This window comes from Leptogranulimonas caecicola, from assembly GCF_023168405.1.
GTDB lineage: Bacteria > Actinomycetota > Coriobacteriia > Coriobacteriales > Atopobiaceae > Leptogranulimonas > Leptogranulimonas caecicola.
The window spans coordinates 1-23,613 of record NZ_AP025285.1 but is presented as its reverse complement, the minus strand read 5'-3'; the positions used below and the strand labels follow the sequence as shown (position 1 = coordinate 23,613).

The 23,613-nt window shown below is 60.2% G+C and carries 14 protein-coding genes and 2 tRNA genes; 2 read left to right on the top strand and 14 right to left on the bottom strand.

What is annotated here, in order from left to right; genetic code table 11:
* The first annotated feature begins 194 nt into the window (after positions 1-194).
* Positions 195-5,378, top strand: a complete 5,184-nt coding sequence (locus tag OR601_RS00075; protein ID WP_265591750.1) for a DEAD/DEAH box helicase — start codon at positions 195-197, stop codon at positions 5,376-5,378.
* Positions 5,379-6,440: 1,062 nt separating this feature from the next.
* Here the strand turns inward: OR601_RS00075 and typA are convergent.
* From typA to OR601_RS00060, 3 genes are all read right to left on the bottom strand, one after another.
* Complete coding sequence (typA, locus tag OR601_RS00070; protein ID WP_265591749.1) at positions 6,441-8,285, bottom strand: translational GTPase TypA; 1,845 nt, start codon at positions 8,283-8,285, stop codon at positions 6,441-6,443.
* Positions 8,286-8,371: 86 nt separating this feature from the next.
* The gene (locus tag OR601_RS00065) at positions 8,372-8,791 is read right to left on the bottom strand and encodes a hypothetical protein (protein ID WP_265591748.1); all 420 of its coding nucleotides are present in this window, start codon (positions 8,789-8,791) and stop codon (positions 8,372-8,374) included.
* 35 nt (positions 8,792-8,826) lie between these two features.
* Positions 8,827-10,014 (bottom strand): glycoside hydrolase family 3 C-terminal domain-containing protein, encoded by a 1,188-nt coding sequence (locus OR601_RS00060; RefSeq protein WP_265591747.1) that lies wholly within the window; start codon positions 10,012-10,014, stop codon positions 8,827-8,829.
* Here OR601_RS00060 and OR601_RS08660 point away from each other — a divergent pair.
* Positions 9,991-10,143: a GHKL domain-containing protein gene (locus tag OR601_RS08660; protein ID WP_369945819.1), complete on the top strand. Its 153-nt coding sequence runs from the start codon at positions 9,991-9,993 to the stop codon at positions 10,141-10,143. The genes OR601_RS00060 and OR601_RS08660 overlap by 24 nt on opposite strands.
* A 137-nt stretch (positions 10,144-10,280) precedes the next feature.
* On the opposite strand, the gene OR601_RS00055 is transcribed toward OR601_RS08660, so the two are convergent.
* The 11 genes from OR601_RS00055 to OR601_RS00005 form a co-directional block, all read right to left on the bottom strand.
* Complete coding sequence (locus OR601_RS00055) at positions 10,281-11,090, bottom strand: amino acid ABC transporter ATP-binding protein (RefSeq protein ID WP_323373077.1); 810 nt, start codon at positions 11,088-11,090, stop codon at positions 10,281-10,283.
* Positions 11,083-12,549: an ABC transporter substrate-binding protein/permease gene (locus tag OR601_RS00050; RefSeq protein WP_265591746.1), complete on the bottom strand. Its 1,467-nt coding sequence runs from the start codon at positions 12,547-12,549 to the stop codon at positions 11,083-11,085. The genes OR601_RS00055 and OR601_RS00050 overlap by 8 nt, the downstream gene beginning before the upstream one ends.
* A gap of 280 nt (positions 12,550-12,829) precedes the next feature.
* Positions 12,830-12,905 (bottom strand) — tRNA-Ala (locus tag OR601_RS00045).
* 62 nt (positions 12,906-12,967) lie between these two features.
* Positions 12,968-13,044 (bottom strand) — tRNA-Ile (locus OR601_RS00040).
* A 98-nt stretch (positions 13,045-13,142) separates the two neighbouring features.
* On the bottom strand, positions 13,143-13,682 hold the full coding sequence (locus OR601_RS00035) for a bifunctional nuclease family protein (protein ID WP_265591745.1): 540 nt from the start codon (positions 13,680-13,682) through the stop codon (positions 13,143-13,145).
* Between the two features lie 137 nt (positions 13,683-13,819).
* Positions 13,820-16,666, bottom strand: a complete 2,847-nt coding sequence (gene gyrA / locus OR601_RS00030; protein ID WP_407658175.1) for a DNA gyrase subunit A — start codon at positions 16,664-16,666, stop codon at positions 13,820-13,822.
* A gap of 17 nt (positions 16,667-16,683) precedes the next feature.
* Positions 16,684-18,618, bottom strand: coding sequence for a DNA topoisomerase (ATP-hydrolyzing) subunit B (gene gyrB, locus OR601_RS00025; protein WP_136011749.1), 1,935 nt, complete (start codon positions 18,616-18,618; stop codon positions 16,684-16,686).
* A gap of 214 nt (positions 18,619-18,832) precedes the next feature.
* On the bottom strand, positions 18,833-19,408 hold the full coding sequence (locus OR601_RS00020; RefSeq protein ID WP_265591744.1) for a hypothetical protein: 576 nt from the start codon (positions 19,406-19,408) through the stop codon (positions 18,833-18,835).
* Positions 19,356-20,504 carry a DNA replication/repair protein RecF gene (gene recF, locus OR601_RS00015; RefSeq protein WP_265591743.1) on the bottom strand — a complete coding sequence of 383 codons (1,149 nt, stop codon included), beginning with the start codon at positions 20,502-20,504 and terminating at the stop codon, positions 19,356-19,358. The genes OR601_RS00020 and recF overlap by 53 nt, the downstream gene beginning before the upstream one ends.
* A 3-nt stretch (positions 20,505-20,507) precedes the next feature.
* Entirely contained in the window at positions 20,508-21,632 is a 1,125-nt protein-coding gene (gene dnaN / locus OR601_RS00010; RefSeq protein WP_265591742.1) for a DNA polymerase III subunit beta, read from the bottom strand.
* A gap of 261 nt (positions 21,633-21,893) precedes the next feature.
* Positions 21,894-23,504, bottom strand: coding sequence for a chromosomal replication initiator protein DnaA (locus OR601_RS00005; RefSeq protein WP_265591741.1), 1,611 nt, complete (start codon positions 23,502-23,504; stop codon positions 21,894-21,896).
* Between the last annotated feature and the right edge of the window lie 109 nt (positions 23,505-23,613).

The window sequence follows — 23,613 nt, the reverse complement described above, 5'->3', positions numbered from 1 at the left end:
TCTACGATCTCTCGAATGGAGGCTCAGGCATCCTCTTCGCTCATGTAATGTCGATACAAAGCATAATTAATCTCATTCAAAGACGAGGTCAACGCATACACGGCGCCCTTGGTTGCCAGCATGTGATGCAAAAGGCAGCCCTTCGTTTGCAGCCTTCGGCTGTTGGTAGCCAGCCACAGGGGTAGTCTGGTTGTATGGATACTTCATCGGCTGCCCACAGCAGCGCTTCTCGGCAAGAACATAGTGCGCTCATGCGCCTCTCGCCCTTGGTGCGCCAATGGTTCGCCCGGAGCTTCGAGGCCCCTACGCAGGTACAGGAGGCGGCCTGGAACGCCATCTTGGACCGCAAGAACGTGCTGGCGGTGGCACCTACAGGATCGGGCAAGACGCTGGCGGCGTTTCTATGTGCCATCGATCGGCTTATGAGTGACCCGCCTGCTGCCAAAGGCGTGGTAGTGCTCTATGTGTCGCCACTCAAGGCCCTGGCAGCCGACGTGGAGAAGAACCTGCGCCGTCCTCTGGCCGAGCTGGGCGAACTGGCGGCATCGTGGGGATCAGACAGCGACGCCGTTAAAACCCAGGGACCTGCAACGCTGCCCAGCGTGGCCATACGCACCGGCGACACGCCGCCTCGCGAGCGGGCGCGCATCAAAAGCAAGCCGCCCCAGATCCTTATCACCACTCCCGAGTCGCTCTATCTCATGCTCACCAGCCAGGCGGCCTCGGTGCTGTCGCGGGTGGAGACGGTGATCGTCGACGAGATCCACTCCATCGCCGGCTCCAAACGAGGCGCCCACCTGGCTCTTTCGTTGGAGCGCCTGGACGCGCTGTTGGAGACGCCGGCGCAGAGGGTGGGGCTTTCGGCGACCGTGCAGCCGGTGGAAGAAGTGGCGCGGTTTTTGGGAGGAGCCCATCCGGTGGAAGTGGTGGGCGATGCTCCAGCGCCGGCTATCGACCTTGCCGTGCGCATCCCAGTGGCAAACATCAATGCAGTGCCGGAGTTTTTGGGCACTGGCACACCTAAGCTCACGCGCGCTCCCGCACCCAAAGATGCCTGGAAGACCGACCGTAGCCTCAAGGCCGCCATGGGCGCCCAGGCTGCCGAGAAACCCGCGCCCTCCAACCAGGAACCCTTCGGCGCTTCGCAGCCCAAGGCGCCCCAGATGTCCCGGGAGTCCCGAGTGGGCTCGCGCTCCATCTGGCCGTCGCTGGAAGCCGAGCTCCTCTCCCAAGTCGAAAGCCACACCTCCACGCTCGTCTTTGTGAACTCCCGCGGGCTATGCGAACGGCTTACCGCCCGGCTCAACGAGCGCCACGCCCAAGAAGCCGGCCTCAGGCCGGCAGGCGCCCCGGTAGTCGAGGGGGCCTTCAGGGGCTCTCTCGGGTCCCCCGATTCCCACACAGAACCGCTGCCCGAAGGGGCCGAGGCCATCGCGCGCGCCCATCATGGGTCGGTGTCCAAGGAGCGCAGGCTGGCCATCGAGAGCGAGCTTAAGGCAGGCTCGCTGCCTTGCGTGGTGGCCACATCCAGTCTCGAGCTGGGCATCGATATGGGCTCGGTGGATCTGGTGTGCCAGGTGGCTCCGCCCTTGTCGGTAGCCTCAGGGCTCCAGCGCATAGGCCGCGCCAACCATAGGGTGGGAGGCCGGTCGCAGGCCATCCTCTATCCGCGCACAAAACTCGAGCTCATAGACTGCGCTGTAATGGCTCAGGCCATGCTGGCAGGAGATATCGAAGCCACTCGGCTGGTAAAGAACCCTCTGGACGTGCTGGCACAGCAGACCGTGGCTGCGGTGTCCCAAACGCCTCAGGGCCTTCGGGCCTCGCAGTGGTTTGAGACCGTGCGACGGACGGCCAACTTCTCAGAGCTGCCCCGCGAAGCCTTCGACCGGGTGATGGCTATGCTGGCCGGCGCCTTTGCCACCGACGACCTGGAGAGCTTCGCCCCTCGGCTGGTGTGGGACCAGGCAGAAGACCTGCTCGCTCCCCTGCCGGTCTCGGCGCGCATGGCCATCTCCAGCGCCGGCACCATCCCCGACCGGGGCCTCTACCCGGTGTTCACCCACGAGGCCCAGGGGCGACAAGGGCGCCGGCGCGTGGGCGAGCTGGACGAGGAGATGGTCCATGAGAGCCGGGTGGGAGACGTCATCACTCTTGGAACCACCACCTGGCGCATCACCGAGATTTCCAACGACCGCGTGCTGGTGAAGCCTGCGAAGGCGCGGGCTTCTCGGCTGCCCTTTTGGCATGGGGAAGGGCCCGGCAGGCCCTACGAGGACGGCCTTCGCAAGGGGGAGTTTCTGGCGGCGGCCTCTTCTGCGCTCAAGGGCGCGGAGTTCGATGAGAGTTTTAGGGATCGCCTCGTCCAATGCGGGATGGAGGCCGACGCCATCGGGAGCCTGGGGCAGGTGCTGGCTCGCCAACGGGCGGCCACCGGCGTGATCCCCAGCGGGCAGTCGCTGGTCATAGAGATGGTGGAAGACGAGGTGGGAGACACTCGGCTGCTGCTGCACTCCCCCTTTGGCCGGGCGGTGCACGCTCCCTGGGCGCTGGCGGTGGCCGATCGCATCGAGCGCCTTTGGGGCTATGACCCGGAAGCCATGGCCGCAGACGACGGCATTCTGTTGCGGCTTTCGCCCACTGCGAGCGAGGTGCCTGGACCGGAGACCTTCATCTTCGAAGAGGAGGAGCTGCGCGCAGCCGTACAGCGAAGAGTGGCTTCTACCTCGCTTTTTGCCGCGCGTTTCCGCGAATGTGCCGCTCGCGCCCTCCTTATGCGCCCCAGCGCCTTTGGCAAGCGGGCGCCGCTGTGGGCCCAGCGGCTGCAAGCCTCCCAGCTCCTGGAGCAGGCGCGGCAGCTGGAGGACTTTCCCATGGTGCTGGAGGCGCTGCGCGAGTGCGTCCAGGACGTCTACGACTTAGACGGCCTGGCCCACCTCATGGGCCAGCTGCGCTCCAAACAGGTGGCCATCACCCAGGTAGCCACCACCACGCCGTCGCCCTTCGCCGGCAACCTGCTCTTTGGCTACGTCATGGAACACCTCTACGACGCCGACAAGCCCCAGGCCGAGCGCTCCGCCGCCTTGCTCTCCATAGACCCCTCCCTGCTGGCCGACCTTCTGGGCTCCCCTGACCTTTCCAGCCTCATAGACCCCGCCGTCCTGCGCCAACTGGAAGCCCAGCTCCAGTGGCTCGCCTCTGGACATAAGGCCACAAGCCCCGCCGGCCTCGCCCGCATGCTGCGGGCTTTGGGACCGCTTACGCTCGATGAGATCGCCCGGCGCTGCGACCCTGCAAATGTGGCGGACGCCTGGCTTGCCCAACTGTCCCAGGAAAAGCAGGTCTTTGCGGGCGCCGTCGCCGGCCAGCCCTGTTGGATCGCCGCCATCGACGGCCAGGCCCTCCACCAGGTGCTGGGCCTCCCAGTACCCTCCTGGGCGCCGGCCGCTCCTACGACTGCCCCCGTTGCCGAGAAACCCGCAGCTCAGGAGCTTGATGTCTTAGTGGGGCTCCCGCTGTCGCCCTCACTTGGCATCCGGACCCCTGAGCAACCCGGCCGCTTTCTGGATGCCCTAATGGCTCGCTACGCAGGCTGTCACGGCCCCTTTAGCACCCAGGCGGCCGCAGCTTCTCTGGGCCTGGGCGCAGAGCCTGTGGCCGACGCCCTAGAGCGCCTGAGTGCCCAGGACCGCCTGTTGCGCGGCGACTTTGGCATAGACGAGCTGGGTCACGAGCGCCTGTGGGTGGCTGCTACAGTATTCAAACAGTTGCGCAAACGCTCGCTGGCCGCCGCCCGGGAGGCCATGGAGCCCGTGGGTATGGACACCTATCTGGAAAGCCTCTGGCATCTCCAGGAGATCCCGGCCCAAGACACCCGCGATCAGGCAGACCCTGTGGATCTGCTGGCTTCCTGCATCGCCCTCTACGAGGGGGTGTGGCTTGAGGCCGGCGCCTGGGAGCAGGTGGTCTTCCCTGCCCGCGTGCCCGGCTATACCCCCAAGCTACTGGACGAGCTGCTGGCTACCGGCGAGGTGGTGTGGCAGGGGCGCCGCACGCTGGACGCTGCCAAAAAGCCCAGCTACCAGGTGGCGTTCTTCCCCACCGACTCCCCCTTCGCCCCGCTGCCGCTGGCCGCCGAGGCTGCCGCAGACGCGCATCTCGCGCCCAACGCCCCTGACGCGCCGGATTCCAGCGATCCCGCCGATTCCCAAAAACTCGCCGGCATCACCCCGCCCCAGCGCGCCGACGATCTTGCCGCCACTGCCGCCGACAACCCCCTTTGGCAAGCGCTGTCCAAGGGAGGCGGCTGGTCCTTCTCGGCATTGAAGGAGGCCTGCGCCACCTTTGCGGCAGGGCGCGGCGAAGCGGCCCCAAGCTCGGCAGAGATCCAAGCCCAGCTGGAGGACTACCTGTGGGGCGGTCTAGTGCTGGTGGACTCCTTTGGGCCGGCCCGCCAGGTTTCCCAGCCCGCCAAAACGACCAAAGCCGCTCCCGCCCGCCGCCGATCCCGCTCCCGCTATGGACGCGCCTCGGCGTCGCGGGCGCCCCGACCTGCCTCGGTTCCCGTGGACACGGCGCTTTCCGGCTGCTGGGCCCTCACCCAAGCCGCCGAGGCCGCCGACACTGAGCGCGCCCTCGCTCTGGTGCAATCCGCGTTGGACCGCTACGGGGTCCTTACCCCCGAGGTGGCCCGCGCCGCCGCCATCCCCGGCGGACTCAGCCAGATCTACCCGGCCCTTCGCGCGCTGGAAGACACCGGGGGTCTCTGGCGCGGCCAGTTTGTGGACGGCCTGGGCCCGCTGCAGTACGCCACCCCCGACTTTGTGGAGGCCCTTCGCGCTTCCGCTGCCGAGAAACCCGCCCCCGCTGACTCCAAGTCCCCCGCTGCCGACACCCCGCAGACGCCACCCTCCACTTCCCACGCTGCCCCTGAGTTGCGGGTCTTGTCCGCCACCGATCCCGCTCAGCCCCTGGGTGCCCTCTTCCCTTGGCCTGCAAGTGCCGAGAAGCCCACCCGCCGGGCTGACGCCCACTGCGTCTTCGCCGACGGCGCCCCGGTGCTCTATGCGAGCGTGCATCTCAAATCTATATATGTCTATATGTCAGCTGAAGACGATGAGCAGGTGGACACCGCTGCACCATCGGCCGCCGCCACGACCAGCAGCGATGATGCCCTGGTGACCCACGCCATCCAGGCGCTTTTGGCTGCCGAGAAAGCTGCCGCCCAGCGCCAAGGCCTCTCTTGGGCCAACCAAAAGATCGAAGTGGAACTGGTGGATGAGCAGCCGGTTCTCAAAACTCACTGGGCCCAGGTGCTGGCGAACATCGGCTTTGTGCGCACCCCCTCCGGGATGCGCTTCTATCCCGACCCGTTCTAGCTCACAACCTGGGATGGTGGGGTTTCTCGGCAGCACGGGGCGCATGGGCGAGCGGCGCAACGGCAGGTTTGCCAACTTGGAGCGTCTGGCAGAGCAAACTGCCAAGCTAGGTTGATTGGCAGGATTATTGAGCCGACAGTCTGCCAATCTACCCTCTGTGATCCCGCAGTTTAGCTGCGCCCAGGGCCATGAAGCCTAGATTGGCAGGCTTTTGCGGCCGCAGACCTGCCAATCTGGGTTGTCTGGCAGCTCTTTGGCACGAGAGTTCATTCGAGTATGGCGATCTTGGCATGAGAAGCTTCTAGGGCATGGATTTTGGCGAAATCCATGCCCTATCGGGGACTTCTGCCAACTTTTCCATGCCCTACCTGCGTCTCGTGCCAGCAGGCACCTGACGTCGTTTGGCATGAAGTCCCACTAGACGATGGCGATCTTGGCATGAGAAGCTTCTAGGGCATGGATTTTGGCGAAATCCATGCCCTATCGGGGACTTCTGCCAACTTTTCCATGCCCTACCTGCGTCTCGTGCCAGCAGGCACCTGACGTCGTTTGGCATGAAGTCCCACTAGACGATGGCGATCTTGGCAGAAGCGCCCGCTAGACGATGGATTTGGGCCAAATCCATCGTCTAGTGGCATCTTGTGGCAGCTATGCCGTTGCCTAATGATCTCTTGTGCCAAAACCATCTCAACCGGCACCTATTAGGTGTTTTTCCTGCCAGAAGTGGCAGGAAGTAGGCAGATTCGCCCCCAATCTGCCTACTAGAGGGGCTTTGTGGCAGAAATTCTGCCTATTAGGTGTAACTTATGCCAGCAGGGTCACGGGCCGCCGCCCGTTGCACGAGACCGCGTTGTGACTCCATGCCATCCCAACCCTGCCGAGAGGCCCACCTACTGCGGGCTGCTCGCGTTCCCTCATACCCAAGAGATGCAAAAAGGGCGTCGACCGGAGTCGGCGCCCTTTTTGCTTGCAAGCGTTATACGCAGCTGCGGCACGTTGACTGCGACATGGGCCGCAACTCGCCCCGCAGCCCGCCGCGTTGTGTGCCGCGCCACAGCCCCCTTAGTTGAGCTTGTTCACGCGTCCTCGGCGCACGTTGTCCTTCTTGCGTTCGATGGTGTCCAGGATGCGCTTGCGCATGCGGATGCTCTTGGGGGTGATCTCCACCAGCTCGTCGTCCATGATGTACTCCAGTGCCTCTTCCAGGGAGAAGGTGCGGGGCGGGGTGAGCTGGACGGCGATGTCGGCGGTAGAGGAGCGCTGGTTGCCCAAAGATTTGGTACGCGCCACGTTGACCACCATGTCGCCGGGCTTGGAGCGCTCGCCCACCAGCATGCCCTCGTAGCATTCGTCGCCCGGCCCCACAAACATAGTGCCGCGCTCCTGGAGGGTGCCAAGGGCGTAGGCCACGGCCTTCTCGGTGGCCATGGAGATCATGGCGCCATTGTTGCGCTGGCCCAGCTCGCCGGCGTAGGGGCCGTACTCGGAGAAGGTGTGGTAGAAGATGCCCTCGCCGTGAGTGACGTTCAAGATGCGGTTCTTGAGGCCCATGATGCCTCGGGTGGGGATCTTGAACTCCAGGTGCGTGTGAGTCTCGCCGGACTGCATGTTGGTCATGGTGCCGCCGGCATCGCCAAAGACCTCGATAACCTTGCCGGAGTACTCGTTGGGGGTCTCCACCACGGCCAGCTCGACGGGCTCTAGGCGGTGGCCATGCTCGTCCTCCTTGAAGAGCACGCGGGGGCGGCCCACCTGGAACTCGAAGCCTTCGCGGCGCATGGCCTCCATGAGGACGGAGAGGTGCAGGATGCCGCGGCCAGCTACCTCGATGCCGGTCTTGTCGCCCAGCTCCTCGATGCGCATGGTGACGTTGTTCTCGGCCTCGCGCATGAGGCGCTCTTTGAGCTGACGGCCGCCCACGATGTCACCCTCGCGGCCCACCAAAGGCGAAGTGGAAGCCTCGAAGACCACGGCCAGGGTGGGCGGGTCGATCTCGATGGGGTCCAGCTCCACAGGATTGGCGGGGTCGGTGTAGACGTCGCCGATGTCGGTGTGGTCGATGCCCACCACTGCGCCAATATCGCCGGCTTTGATCTCTTGGCACTCGGTGCGGCCCAGGTAGTCGAAGGTGAAGAGCTGCTTGGCGCAGGCCATGGCGCGGCTGCCGTCGTTTTTTACCACCAGGATCTGCTCGCCGACATGGATGGTGCCCGAGTAGACGCGACCAATGCCGATGCGGCCCACGTAGCTGGAGTGGTCCACAGTGACGCACTGCATGGCCAGAGGGCCGTCGGGGTCGCAGTCGGGGGCCGGCAGGCAGTCCACGATCATGTCCAGCAGGGGGTACATGTTGTCGTTGTCGTCGGCGGGATCCAAGCGGGCGCAGCCGTTCACCGCGCTGGCATAGACCACGTGCTCCATGGCAAATTCCAGCTGCTCGTCGGTAGCGCCTAGATCCATCATGAGGTCCAGGGAGTCGTTCACTACCTCCTCAGGGCGCGCGCCCGGGCGGTCGATCTTGTTCACCACGATCATGATAGCCAGGCCTGCGTCGATGGCATGGCGCAGCACGAAGCGAGTCTGGGGCATGGGGCCCTCGAAGGCGTCCACCAAAAGCAGGGCCGAGTCTGCCATGCGCAGCACGCGCTCCACCTCGCCGCCAAAGTCTGCGTGGCCCGGGGTGTCGATGACGTTGATCTTCACGCCCTTGTACTCGATGGAGATATTTTTAGCCAAAATGGTGATGCCGCGCTCGCGCTCCTGGTCATTGGAGTCGAGAATACGATCTTCTACCTGCTGGTTTGCCCTGAAGGCATCGGTTGCGCGCAGCAGCTTGTCCACCAGCGTGGTCTTGCCATGGTCGACGTGGGCGATAATGGCAACGTTTCGCAGGTTCTCTTGCAGCATAGGACTCACTTTCATGATGGAGAGGAAAACTCAAGGTAGGCCCAGAGGACAGGCCACCGAGATCTGCGCAAAGGCGCAGCCTGTTGCTAAAGTAGGCTGGGCAGCTCGCCCGCCGGAGCGGGGTCGCTCCAGGAAAAGCTTTCGCCAGTACCCTGTACCAGCAAAAACGCCGAATAATCAGGCCCAGGGTCTTTATCCCCAAATTCGCACATGAGCGCATCGGCAAAGCCGTCGCCGGTGTCTACGGCACCGGAGAAGCAAATGGCATAACACATGGGGGCACCCAGCTGCGGCTCAGTGCGGGCGCCTGTGGCCAGGTCTTTCACCCACTTGTGGGCGGCCTCCAGGCACACGTCTTCGCCGTCGTCTTCAAAAGCGCAGGTCACACGGTTGCCCTGGCCATCGAGCACCGAGGCCACCACTCCCAAGAGATCCCCCGCGGCCAGCACGTCCAGCGCTTCGCCAATGAGGTTGCAGGAGAGCTCGTCGAGCTCTGGGCTGATCATGAGACCCCCTCTAAGACACATCAACACTAACCAACCTACGTTAAACCCATGGAGCCCCAGCTACACCTCCTGCCACAAATCCCCATAAAGCAGCGGGGTTTCCTGAGGCCCCGGGGGCACCCTGCCGCCCGCGCCCCTCCATGGAAAACGGGCCTCCCGGCGCATCTTGCTGCCGAGAAGCCCGTATCGATCCGTGCCGTTGCATTGAGGTGTCCTGGGGTGCGTGAGACCTGGCGCCGACCTCTGTAGCAGCGGCTTTGAGGGCCCCGGTGACCTAGGATGGCCGCAAAGGCCTCGTCTGAGGCCCGGCTCACCTGGGCGCGCTTGTAGACCTCCACATCCAGGCCCTCATAGGGGTTGGCCGCGCCGGTACCAGAAAGCTCAACGGCGGCCCTAAGGCGCACATCCCGCGAGGAGGCAGAAACCCGCAGCTCGTACGTGCCGCCTTCGATCTCCCATTCCGAGTTTCCCACGTGGTAGTAGGCAAAGTCGCGGCCAGACATCTCAAAGCCCACCCGCGCGCTCTGCCCCGGCTCCAGCACCACCTCGTCAAAGGCGCGAATCTCTTGGGCCGGCCTAAAGACATCGCCCTCAGGCTTTGCCACGTAGAGCTGCACCACCTCGGCTCCGACCACAGGTCCCGTGTTGGCAACAGCGCACGACACCTTTACCTGCGGGTCTGACCCATCTTGCACTTCCACTTGCAGATCTGAATAGTCAAAGGTGGTATAGGACAAGCCAAAGCCAAAGGGATAGGCCACATTCACCTGCGCGCTGTCGAAGATGCGATAACCCACGTACAGAGCCTCTTTATAGAGGGCGTGCTTCTTCTCGGCAGGATAGGAGCCTGCGGTAGCGGTGTCGGCCAGGGCATGGGGCCAGGTCTCGGCCAGCTTGCCCGAGGGGTTCACCAACCCGCAGACCACGTCCAAGGCCGCGCGAGCCCCTGCTTGACCACCCAGGCATAGGTGGACCAGCGCCTTGACGTCTTTGTCCCAGCCCGTCTCCACGGGAGCCCCCGCCGACAAGAGCACCACAATATTGGGGCTCACGGCCATATTGGGGCTCACGGCCGCCAGCTGGCTCACCAGGGCGACCTGGGAAGCGGCCAGGCACATGTCTTGGCGCTCGGCGCCCTCGGTCTCCCGGATCTCGTCCAGGCCTAGGCACAGTAAGACCACGTCGGCTCGGGAGGTGAGCTGAAGGTCGGTGCCGGCAGCCACGGCTTTGGCACGCAATCCATCAAGCTAGCTACCGAGAAGTATGGCGGTTACTGCTCCATCAAAACGGAGTTTTCCACCTATTCGCTCAACATCTTGATACCCACTGCCGAGTTACCTCAAGAAGACTAGGCTCTCTAGCAGTCATGGAAGGGTTCCTCGGCGGGGGTACATCAGCTTACTTTGCTAAGAAAAGCCGCCCCTTGACCTGAGAGATCAAAAGGCGGCAAAGGGATGCGAGAGAAGTGGCGAGCGAGCAAGGTGTGAGGTTAGAGCACCTTGGAAAGGAACTCGCGAAGGCGCTCGGTGGGCGGGTTCTCAAAGAGCTCCTCGGGGGTGCCCTGACAGTCGATATGTCCTCCCTCGGTGAAGATCACGCGGTCGGAAACCTCGCGAGCAAAGCCCATTTCATGGGTGACCACGATCATGGTGTCACCCTCGTCGGCCAAACGACGCATGATGTCTAAGACATCTTTGACCATCTCAGGGTCCAGAGCGCTGGTGGCCTCGTCGAAAAGCAATACCTCGGGGCGCATGGCCAGGGCACGAGCGATGGCCACACGCTGCTTTTGACCGCCAGAAAGAGAGCTGGGTTTGACATCTGCCTTTTCGGCAAGGCCCACGTCCTCAAGGAGGGTGCGGGCGCGATCCTCAGCCTCTTGTTGAGTGAGCCCAAGGTTGTGCATGGGGGCAAAGGTGATGTTTTCCAATACGCTCATATGAGGGAAGAGGTTGAAGTGTTGAAAGACCATGCCAATGCGGCAGCGCACCGCATCGATATCCACGTCAGGGGCCATGAGGTTCAACCCATCAAAGATCACCTGGCCCGAAGTGGGCTGCTCCAGCGCGTTGAGGCAGCGCAGCAGAGTGGATTTGCCGGAACCTGAGGGTCCGATGATGGTGATAACCTCACCTTTACACACATCCAGATTAATGCCGTCCAACACCTGGTTGTCGCCAAATGACTTATGAAGGTCCACCACCTGGATGATGGGCTTCTCGGTAGCTGCAGCCTCAGGAGCTGCGGCAGCCATCGAGGCTTGGGGATTGGTCTTCTCGGTAGAGGTGGTATTAGCCATTTTCGGAGAACCTCCTTGTGGCCCAGTTGGCAAGCATGGTGAGCAGCGAGATGGTCACTAGGTAGAACATGGCGACAATGAAGAGCACCTCGCTCACGCGCAGGTTGGCGGCATAGATCTGCTGCGCCTGGTAGAGCAGCTCGCCAAAGCCGATGGCCAGAAGGATCGAGGAGTCCTTCACCATGATGATGAGCTGGTTGATGAGGGAAGGCGTGGCGATCTTAGCGGCCTGAGGAAACACGATGGCGCGCATGGTGAGGCTAGAAGAGCAGCCCAGGCAGCGGGCGGCTTCGGTTTGGCCCGGGTCCACAGACTGGATGGCGCCGCGGACGATCTCGGTGATGTAGGAACCGGCGTTGAGCGCCAGCGCCAGCGCGCCTACCGCAAAGACCGAGAGTTTGACGCCGGCAACCTGAGGCAAGGCGAAGTAGAAGAAGAACGCCCAGATGAGTAGCGGAGTGCCGCGGAAGAGCCATACATAGAAGGAAGCGATGGCGCGAAGAATCTTGGAGCCGGAGATCTTCATGAGACCAAAGAGGATGCCCAGCACCAGAGCGCCTGCAAAGGCCACTACCGTGACCAGCAGAGTGTTTTTCACGCCCGTAAGAAGTGCGGGCGCACTCTGCTGCAGCAGGCCAAAGAAGCTGGTTTGCTCTGCCTTGGTGGCGTTATCGCCCAGATACTTCTCCATGATCTGGTCGTAGCGGCCATCGGCCTTGAGTTTGGCCAGACCCTCGTTGAAAGCCTGGAGCAAGTCTTGATTCTTGCCCTTGGCCACCACGGCCCCGTAGGAGTTGCCTGCCTCTTTTTGGGTCACCGACTTCATGCCGTTGCCCTGCGCGATGCCATAGGCGATGATGGGATAGTCGTCGAACATGGCATCGGCCTGGCCGGCCTGGAGCATCTGCACCATGGTGGAGGTTTGATCTACCGAGACGATGTCGAAGCCATATTGATCCTGAATGGACTTGGCAAAAGTCTCACCCTCGGTGCCGGTCTTCACCACGACTTTCTTGCCTTTGAGATCCTGATAGCCCGTGATGTCGGAGGACTCGGGCACCGCCATAAGCACGCCGGAGTCAAAGTAGGGGTCAGAGAAGTCATAGGTTTGCTTGCGTTCGTCGGTGATGGAAGCGCCGGCAATGGTCATATCGGAGTTGCCGGACTCAGTGGCCACCATGGCGGCATTGAATCCCAGCGACTCGATCTGCACGTTGAAACCCTCCTCCTCGGCGATGGCGCGGATGAGGTCCATGTCGATGCCCACCAAGTCGCCGTTGGAATCGCGATATTCGAAGGGGGCGAAGGTAGTGTCGGTGGTAATGCGATAGGTTTTGCCTTTCACAGACTCCACGTCTGCCAACGCAGGCACCGGGGCTGCCAAAGAGAGCGCGCAAAAGACTGCCATCACAAGGCAGACCAGCTGCGCCAACCTTCCTAAACCCTTGGTTTTATGCATAGACAACACTCCATAGCAATGCCTGGCCACTTCCCTTAACTCAAGAGATGGCCGTAAAGCGGACAATGAGATCCCCACACCTTCTCCCAAAGGATGCAGGGAAAGATACCAAGGAAGACCAAACGTATCCAACCTCAGGCTAGCGCTCATAGGTTACAGGGCTATGTCGCAGCAGTGTCCCCTCATATCTGTAAACAACCGGAAGGGAGGTAGATTGGCGTCCTTCTGATGTTCAAAGAAAAAAGGTCAACCAAATACCTTGGTTGACCTCGTAAATGTCTGGTGGAGACGATGGGGATCGAACCCACGACCTCAGGCTTGCAAAGCCCGCGCTCTCCCAGCTGAGCTACGTCCCCGCGTATTAATAACCGCCCCAGCGGCGACTCGGCCACGCTGGGGCGGTTATTCGCAGAAAAGATGGTGGGCCCAACAAGGTTCGAACTTGTGACCTCCCGGTTATCAGCCGGACGCTCTGACCAACTGAGCTATGGGCCCAACGCAAGAACCAATACTAATGGCGTTCTTAGGGTGCGTCAAGAGGTATTTTTCACCGATAAACTCACCACAAAACCCCTGGCCACCCAAAAGCTTGCCTAGCTTTGCTTGCCTGGGGCAGCCCCCGGAGCAGCCCTGAAATCCTCTGGCGAAAGCGAGTCGATAAAGCGGTCAAAGGCTTCCAAATCAAGCCTGTCCTGATCGCGCTTCACTGCATCAAAGTCCGGGTAGCTGGCAGTGGCCATCACAGACTCAGCCACAAAGATAGGGCTTTTGGCACGTACTGCCAATGCCAACGCATCGCTTGGCCGAGCATCCAGCGACAGATGATATCCGGCTTTAGAGGTGAGGTTTATCTCGGCAAAAAACGTGGTGCCCTCCACGCCCACGATGGCCACGCTGGTGATAGTTGCACCCAACTCATGAATGGCGGTCTGTAAGAGGTCATGGGTCATAGGGCGGTCGGAATGCGGGTTCTCCACTCCCATACCGATGGCCGAGGCCTCCATCATGCCAATGCGAATAGGCAGCGGCTCATAGGCGCGTGAACCGCTGTTGCGCGGCTTGAGCACCACCAGGGAGGCCATGGGGCCATTGCCAATAACCACTGTCTCGATATCTACGCGAATCATCGTCATAGCACCCTCCTCCCCGGTCTATACCAATTATGACTGATTAGCCTACACCAAGTGCTAATCCCTAAATTAAGAAAGCACGCCCGACCCTCATTAAAGAAGCCCAGGCGTGCCTCAACGGTCATTGCTGCCGATAAGAGCTATTCCTCGTCATCCCCAAGGATCGACTCGTCGTAGAACTCCTCGCCACCCACGTCGATGGACTCGTCCTCTGCCGAGGGATCCTCGATAGTGAGCGAGAGGGTCGCCTGGCCGTCGTCCTTCTTCTTGGCCTTGGCTTTGCCGGCAACCATACGGGCCACCGAGGTGATCCTGTCTCCATCTGAGACGTTCATGATCTTCACGCCTTGAGTGGCACGGCCTAGCTGGGAGATCTCGGCGGTCTTAAGGCGGATGACAGTGCCTTCCTGACTCATGATCATGAGCTCGTGCTGCGGGCCCACCACCTTGACAGAAGCCAGATCACCCTTCTTGGCGGTCATCTGGATGGTGAAGATGCCCTGACCGCCGCGGTTGTGCTCGGTGTACTCAGAGACAGGCGTGCGCTTGCCGTAACCTTTCTCGGTAATGACAAAGAGGTCTCCCTTGCCATTGGAGACTTCCATGCCCAGCATGGAGGCATCGCCCTTGAGGTCGATGCCCTTGACGCCAGCGGCCGCACGGCCCATGGGGCGCACCTTGGACTCGTCGAAGAGGATGGTCTTGCCGGCAGAGGAGGTGAGGATAACCTTCTCACCCGCCTTGACGCGACGCACGGTGACCAGCTGATCACCCTCATTGAGCTTGATGGCGATCATGCCGTCGCGACGGGTGCGGTCATAGGCAGAGAGCGCCGTCTTCTTCACATTGCCCTTGGCGGTGGCAAACATGAGATACTCGCTCTCAGGGAAGTCGCTGGTGGTAAAGACCGAGGTGGCGTGCTCGCCATCAGCCAGATCCAGCAGGTTTACCAGCGGGGTTCCTTTGGCAGTGCGGCTGCCAACGGGCAGCTCGTGCACCTTCAGGCGGTAGACCTTTCCCAGGTTGGTAAAGAAGAGAATATAGTCGTGGGTGGAGGCTACAAAGAGCTCCTCCACAAAGTCGTTGTCTTTGAGGGAGACTCCCTGCACGCCTTTGCCGCCACGCTTTTGAGAGCGGTAATCGGCCACGGGGGTGCGCTTGATATAGCCGGCGTGGGTGATGGTGATGACCATATCCTCGTCGGCGATGAGATCCTCCACGTTGAGCGTGATGGGCGCATTGGAGATGGTGGTGCGGCGAGGGCGAGCGTACTTATCCTTGATCTCGCGCATCTCATCCTTGATGACACCCAGAAGCTTGGTGCGATCTGCCAAGAGGCTCTCCAGATAGGCGATCTCCTCTTTGAGACGCTCGATGTCTGCCACCAGCTTCTCGCGCTCCAAGCCGGTGAGGCGCTTCAAGCGCATCTCAAGAATGGCGTTGGACTGAACCTCGTCCAGGCCAAAGCGCTCGTTGAAGCGCTCGCGCACCTCGGCGTCGGAGTAGGAGCTGCGGATGATGTGGACGACCTCATCGATGTTGTCCACTGCGATAAGCAGGCCCTCACGTACGTGCAGCTCCTTTTGAGCCTTCTTGAGACGGTACTGCGTACGACGAGTCACCACGTCTACCTGGTGGTCGATGTAGTGGCCAATCATCTCGCGCAGGGTGAGGGTCTTGGGGACACCGTCTACCAGGGCGATATTGATGGCGCCAAAGGTGGTTTGGAGCTGGGTGTGCTTATAAAGGTTGTTGAGCACCACCTCGGGCACCACATTGGTTTTGAGGTCGATGACCAAGCGCATGCCCTTGCGGTTGGTCTCGTCGCGCATGTCTGAGATACCCTCGATCACCTTGTCGTTCACCAACTTGGCGATTTTCTCTTGGAGTAGACCCTTGTTCACCTGATAGGGGATCTCGGTGATGACGATGCGCTGGCGGTTGCCCTTGATCTTCTCCACATGAGCCTTGGCACGCACGCAGATGGAGCCGCGGCCGGTCTCATAGGAATCGCGGATGCCCTCGGCACCCATAATGACGGCGCCGGTGGGAAAGTCCGGGCCAGGCATGACGCTCATGAGCTCGTCCACCGTGGCATCTGGATTATCGATCATCATGCAGGTGGCGTCGATAGCCTCGCCCAGGTTGTGAGGGGTGATGTTGGTGGCCATGCCTACCGCGATGCCCGACGAGCCGTTGACCAGCAGGTTGGGGAAACGGCTAGGCAGCACGGCGGGCTCCATGATGGACTCGTCGTAGTTGGGCTGCCAGTCAACTGTGTCGTCGTTGAGGTCGCGCAGAAGCTCCATGGCAGGCTTTGCCAGGCGACTCTCGGTGTAACGCATGGCAGCGGCGGGGTCACCATCCACAGAGCCAAAGTTGCCATGGCCGTCGATAAGAGGCACCGACATGGAGAAGTCCTGGGCCAGGCGCACCATAGCGTCGTAGACCGCTGAGTCTCCATGGGGATGATACTTGCCGATAACCTCGCCCACCGTCCAGGCACTCTTTTTGTGAGGCTTGGTGGGAAGCACGCCGGAGTCCAGCATGGCGTAGAGGATGCGGCGGTGCACAGGCTTCAAGCCGTCGCGCACATCAGGCAAGGCGCGGGCCACGATGACCGACATGGAATACTCGATGAAGCTGGTCTGCATCTCACTGGGAAGGTCGATGGGTTTCAGGGTTCCCCCGTGAATGTCGGTAAGGTCCAGGCGGGAGCCGCCCTCATCGGCCAGAAGGCCGGTGGTGGAGTCGCCAATGGAATCGAGCTCCACCCCCATCTCATCGCCGTCTTCTTCCACGGTGAGATCATAGTCAATATTGTCGTCAGAGTCAGAGCTATCCTCGGGATCGTCGAGCTCGACGTCGTCGTTGGGGCCTACCGCACCCTCGCGCACCTCGTCGTCCTCAAAGAGATCGCCTTCGTTGACGCCGGAGTCCAACTCGTCGTCAAACCCGCCATCGCCGGGTCGTTTGTTATCTGCCACAGGTCAAACCTCTCTGTCTAAATGTCCAAGAAGCGTGCATCTTTGGCACGGCGCTGAATGAACTCGCGGCGCTTTTCCACCTGGGTGCCCATAAGGTCGGATACCGTGCGCTCGGCAGCAGCCGCGTCGTCAATGCCAACCTGGAGCAAGATACGATTCTTAGGCTCCATGGTGGTCTCCCATAGCTGCTCGGGGTCCATCTCGCCGAGGCCCTTGTAGCGCTGGACTTTATAGCCCTTTTCCAAGCCTTTTACCTGCAGTGCCAGCTCTTCGTCGGTATAGATGTACTCGCCCTTCTTGCGACCCTTGGGGATCAGCTGGAACAACGGAGGCTGTGCAATGAAGATGTAGCCGGCGTCGATCATGGGACGCATGTAGCGGTAGAAGAACGTGAGCAGTAGGATGCGGATGTGGGCGCCGTCGACGTCGGCGTCGGTCATGATCACGATCTTGTGGTAGCGCGCCTTGGAAATGTCAAAGTCATCGCCCACACCGGTGCCAATGGCGGTGATGAGGCTTTGGATGGTCTCGGCGGAGAGCGCACGGCTAGGCCCTACGCGCTCAACATTCAAAATCTTGCCGCGCAAAGGCAAGATGGCCTGGGTGGAGCGGTCTCGGGCCATCTTGGCCGAGCCTCCTGCGGAGTCACCCTCTACAATGAACAGCTCGGTCATCGCCGGGTCGCGCACCGAGCAGTCTGCCAGCTTGCCGGGAAGCGACGCGCTTTCCAGCAGACCCTTGCGGCGAGTGGCCTCGCGGGCCTTGCGGGCAGCCTGACGCGCTTTAGCGGCCGAGGAAGCCTTGTTCACAATGGCGCGGGCTTGCTTGGGATGCTCTTCCAAATACTCGGCAAAGCCCTGGGCCACCGTCTTCATTACCAGCGGCTTCATGTAGGAGCTGCCCAGCTTAGCCTTGGTCTGACCCTCGAACTGAGGATCGCCCAGCTTGACCGAGATCACTGCGCAGAGGCCCTCGCGGACGTCGGAGCCCTCGAGGTTCTTGTCCTTGTCCTTGAGGATGTTGGCCTTGCGGGCGTAGTCGTTGATCACGCGGGTGAGGGCCGTGCGGAAGCCCTCGAGGTGCATGCCGCCCTCGGGGGTGTAGATGTTGTTGGCGAAGCTCATGACGTTCTCGCCATAGCCGCTGTTCCACTGGAGAGCCACCTCGACCTCGCCCATCTTGGCAGGGTCGTCGGTGTCGGCAGAGCCGCTCATGTAGATGGGGGTCTTGATATCCCCTACCAGCTCCTTGCCGTCGTTCAAGAACTTTACGAAGTCGATGATGCCGCCGGAGTAGCAAAACTCGTCGACACGAGGGGTCTCCTCGCGCTCGTCGGTGAGCACGATCCTTAAGTTGCGGTTCAAAAACGCCATCTCCTGCATGCGGTCTCGCAGGGTGTCGTAGTTGAAGACGCAGGTCTCGAAGATCTCGTCGTCAGGCCAGAAGGTCACCGTGGTGCCGGTGCCCTTGGCCTTGCCCACGACCTTCATCTTCTCGGTGGTCTTGCCGCGGGAGAACGCCATCTCATAGATGTTGCCGTCGCGTTTGACCTGCACCACCACTTTCTTGGAAAGCGCGTTCACTACCGAGATACCCACGCCATGAAGGCCGCCAGAGACCTTATAGGCATTGTTGTCAAACTTGCCGCCGGCATGAAGCACGGTAAGCACTACTTCAAGTGTAGGAATCTTGCGCTGAGGGTGCTTGTCGATAGGAATGCCTCGGCCATTGTCCACTACCGTCACCGAGTTATCCGGGTGTATTGTTACCAAAATCTTGGTACAAAAGCCGGCCAGCGCCTCGTCTACCGAGTTGTCGACCACCTCATAGACCAGGTGATGCAAACCCGAGGCACTGGTAGAGCCAATATACATGCCTGGGCGCTTGCGCACTGCCTCCAGGCCTTCGAGGATCTTGATCTCAGACCCATCATACTCATGCTTTTTGGCCACAGGGCTCCCTTCGCGTTTTCCAACAAGTCGAACTTACCAATTTTAATGGTTGTGGCCGCCATTTGCCACTAGGGGCACCAGAAGGCATCTAGTAGCCACGATTAGCCCTCTATGCCATCCCCCATACCTATTACGTTTTTGTGGCGCTCACAGCGGCTCAATGTCTTTGACAGCCATAAATATGTAAGCCGCCATCAAAGCTTTTGAGGCTCCTCTATCCTTCGAGCTCTCTTTGCGACCGCCGCAGACTCGCTTCCATAGCTTTGACCGCTGCTTCGCGCAGTTCCCCATCAAGCCCTGAAGTCATCAGAGCCGCCCACTGCTTTTGTTCCTCGCTCAAAGGCGGCAGCGACTCTAAAGGCACAGGTTGGGATGATATGGGCTTCTCGGCTCTTTTTCCTGCCGAGAAGCCCATAGCCACCTCAGCCCCATTTTGTGGGGCAGCCCCCACAGTTCGAGAGAGCTGAAACACCACGCGCTCTACCGGGAGTCCTACTTCTGAGAGACGCTGCTCGAACAGCAAGTGATCGGTAGAGAAGTCCTGAATGAGCACCGAGGAGTCCAGGTACACGCGCAACAGAGGCAGCCGAGGCGCTGCCTGAGTTTGCAAGAAGACGCCCCGGGTATGGGCTCGACCGCGTGGGCCAGCGATTTTGTTCCACGCCCAACCAGCGCTTACCTTGCCAGACTTATAACCTAACGACTGCATGCAGCCAGTCAAGACGGCGCTCATGGGCCTATAGGTCGCAAGAGCTTCCGGATCTTCGTTGGTGCCGTCGCTCCACTCCATGGGCAACCCCCTTCCCCGTAAACTCGATCACCGCCGCATCTGCCAGCATTTGCGGGTCAAAATAGCCCAAGTGCGTAGTGGTGACCACTGTCTGCACTCCTTGGCCCACCAGTCCGTTCACCGCTTTGCGCCTATGGGCGTCCAACTCGCTCATGACGTCATCCAAAAGCAGAAGCGGCGTTTGTCCTAACACCTCCTGGGCAAAGCGCACCTGTGCCATCTTCCAGGCCAATACCGCCGTGCGCTGTTGGCCTTGACTCCCAAAGGTGCGCAATGGCCGACCATCCAACTCAAAGCCAATATCATCTCGCTGAGGTCCTTTGGTGGTAAACCCTCGGCGTAGGTCCTCGACTCGAGATTCCTTGAGAGCCTCTGCCATCTGCTCGATGAGGTCCTGCCGAGAAGAACCTGCCTCCAAGGGCCCCAAGCTGGACTCATAGCGAATGATCAGCCGCTCTGGAGCCACTGCCTCATGAGCCCCAGACACCAGCTCGCCCAATCGCGCCAACAGGCTCGTGCGATGGTAGAGCAGCGTCCCGGCGCCCACAGCCACCGAAGCATCCCAGGCATCCAGGAGATCCATATCCACCTGGGACTCTTTGAGCAGCCGGTTGCGCTGCTCGATGGAACGCTTGTAAGTCTTCACCACCTGAGCAAAGGCTCGGGATGCCTGGGAGCCAAAGGCATCCACCTCATCGCGGCGTGCAGAGGCAGACCCCTTTACAAGCCCTAGGTCATCAGGATTAAAGAGCACAGACAGCAGAGTTCCCGGAATCTCTGAGGGACGCACCGCCTTACCGTTTCTCGTGAAACGTCGTGAGCTCTCACTGGCAATCACCGCCATATCCAACAGGCGCCCGTCTCCTTCAAGGCGCGCTGACGCCTTGGCTACCTCAGCTCCTTGGCGCACCAAGTCGCGAGGAGAGGGATGGCGAAAGGACACTCCAGCCGTCAAAAGCTGGAGCGCCTCCACTGTGTTGGTCTTGCCATAGGCATTAGGCCCCGCGAGCACCGTCATGGCCGGAGAGAACTCCAGTTCAAGCGACTGAGCACAGCGCCAATCTAGGAGGGTGGCACAGGAGAGCACAAGACCCATGGACTAGAGCCTCGTGGGCATGATGAGCTGCAAGTAGTTGGGCTTACCATAGGACTTGAAGATAGCCGGCTGCATTTCACCCAAAAGCTCGATGGACACCGTCTCGCGGTCCCCCAGGGCTGCCAAGCAGTCAGAGACATAGCGATGATTGAGACCAATGGAGACGTTCTGCCCCTCTACTTCAATGTCCTCCAACACCTCCACCGCATCGCCCATGTCGGCGTTGACCGCAGAGAGCGTCACTCGAGCACCATCCACATCCACGTCAAAGCGCACGCGGGGGTTCTGAGTGGTCATTACCGAGACGCATTTGAGCGCATCCTGCAACTCCCCTAACTGCGGTGTGAGCGAAGTGGTGCAGGAGCTGGGCAAAAGCTGGCGATAATCCGGGAAGTTGCCCTCAATGCAGCGAGACACATACAGGGTATTGCCACACCTAAAGCTCACTTGGGAATCAGTGGCTCCCAACACCACCTCTGCCGCGCTGCCGTCATCGGTGGTAGAGGGGAACGTGGAGAGCGCCTCGTGGAACGCGTTGCCAGAGACGATCACCTGGAAGCTCTCGGTCAACGTAGAAGTCTCTACATTGGTGTCACAGACCGCCAAACGGTAGGAGTCGGTAGCCACCAGACGCACCAGATTCTCATCCACTGTAAGGTAGATGCCGCCCAAGATAGGATGAGAAAGGTCTTTAGAAGTCATCTTGTACACGCGATTGACCATGTCGGCCAAGGTGTCCACCGGCAGAGTCACACTCTTCTCGGGATCGATCTGAGGGAACTCAGGGAAATCCACTGGGTTGAGCGTATTGAGATTGAAGCGGGAGTTACCGCATTTCACCTGGATGCTATTGTGATCGGAATCAAAGGAGACAGTGGAGCCGCGCAAGGTTTTCACCAGGTTGGCCAGAATTTTGCCAGAGACCACGGTAGAGCCAGACTCGCGCACGTTGGCGGCAATGGTGTGGCGCAGCGACACATCCAAGTCGGTCGCCTGGAGCGTAAGCTCGCCTTCCTCAGCCTTCAAAAGAATGCCGGTGAGAATGGGGAGCGTAGAGCCGGAGGCTGTGGCCTTCGAGACGATGGCGATAGCATCCTGGAGCGTGGTTTTGCTGACGTCAAAGCGCATTACTATCTCCTTATAAATAAAAAATAATTAGTAGTAATTAGTAGGACATGTTGATATGTTCAAAACCTCTGTTTTCCCAGCGTACTTGCGGTGAAGCGAACATTCGTCCCTGTTTAAAACTCTCGATTTTCTCTACAGAAGTTCAGAGCGCGTGGAAATCCTCTACAGAAACATGCGGTTTATGAACATCATTCTCAGGGTTTTCGCACCTGGGATGTCGAGAAAGTCCTCATCGAGTTTCCAGGGCATTTACCTGGGGTTTTATGAGCCTCCTAATCTATCGCGCAGGCGGTTGACGCGGTCTTGAAAGAGCCTGTCGGTCTCCATGGTCTCCTCCACCCAGGCGATGGAATGCTTCACTGTGGCATGGGTGCGGCCACCAAAATGGCGCCCGATCTCTTGCAGTGTAGAGTCGGTGAGCTCGCGCGAAAGCCAAATGGCGATATGGCGTGGCTGGGCGATCTCTTTATTGCGCTTGTTGGACACTAAATCCTGCCGCGATACCGAGTATGTGCTCTGCACCAGCGACTGGATGTCCTCGATAGAGATATGAAGGCCTTCGCGGGACCAACGCTCTGCAGCAGCGGCCATGATGTCGGCTGGCTCCAGGCGCCCGTTTTCTTGATGGGTGGAGCGCAGCAGGCAATCTTGTACAAAAGCCCGGATAGAGCGGATGTTTCCTCCAGCCCTATCTGCCATAAGAGTTAGATCGTCGCGAGTAAGGGTGCCAGGAATGCCCTCTGCATGCATGCGCTCATAAAACGTCTCTATGAGTACTCGCTTGAATTCCAAGGTAGGTGTATGTATAGCTACCGAGAAACCCTGACTCATGCGGCTGGAATAGCGCTCATCCATGCCAATCTCTGCGGGTGGAACGTCGGCAGCTAGAATCACTTGCTTGCCGTTGCTCATCAGGTAATTGAACGTATCGAAGAAGAACTCCATGGTTCCTTGGGCGTTGGCGATATGTTGGATGTCATCTAAGATCAACACGTCGATGTTTTGGTAATTGCGGGTAAGTGCATCTTTTACCGAGCGGTCTCCCTGCATAGCCTTGACGTAGTCATCGCGAAAGTCGGTGGCGATGCGATAGACGCATTGGCGGGAAGGGTCGTTCACGGCAATGTAGTTTTGAATGGCACGCAACAGGTGGGTTTTACCTAAGCCTGAGCTACCGTGGATGAAGAGGGGGTTGTACTGGGGCGAGCCGTTAGCCACCTGTTTTGCAGCCTGAAGGGCGTAACGGTTTTCCTCGGCCTCCACAAAAGTGTCGAAGGTAAGGGTGGCGTCTTTCTCGGCCGCAATCTCTACCAGCGGGTTTTTAGGTGCAGCCTCGGTCACCTGCGCTGCTGCAGGTTGAGGGGGCGCAGGAGTCTCGGCCACAGAAGCCTGACGCTGATAGGCCTGCCACTGCTCCATGGTCATCGAGGTCTGAGCCCCAAAAGAGGGGTTGGCCTTGAACTTTGACGGCGCCTCTGGCTGCAGGGTTGCAGGAGATGAAGCGAGGGTCTGCGGAAGAGGCGAGGGAGTGGCAGCGGGAGTGAAAGTCGGTTGAGGCTGAGCGGCCGCAGTATTCACGGTGGGCTCTGGGGCGGAAGGTGCCGGCGACGAGGCTTGAGCCCCAGCAATCATGAAAGTGGTGGGCTCAAAGGCTGCCTGGCTCAACGCCTTTTCTACCTGGTCTCGCTCGCGCTCTAAGAGCCTGTTAGCAAAGCTCGAAGGGATGCTCAGCTGCAGCTGACTGTCTTCGAGCGCTAAAGGATTGCAGGAAGCCATGAGATTTAAAAGCTGCTCAGTAGCCCCTTGGGACTGCAAAATAGAACGCGCGTCCTCCCATAAAAGCCGGGCATCCGAGGCTTGTAATACATCCATGAACTTCACTCCGTCCTTCTCCTAGGATGGCCATTATAAAGCCCATGTTGAAAACTTGGCAACGGTAACAACTATGAGGTGGCTCAGTGGTCACCGGTGATGAAAACTT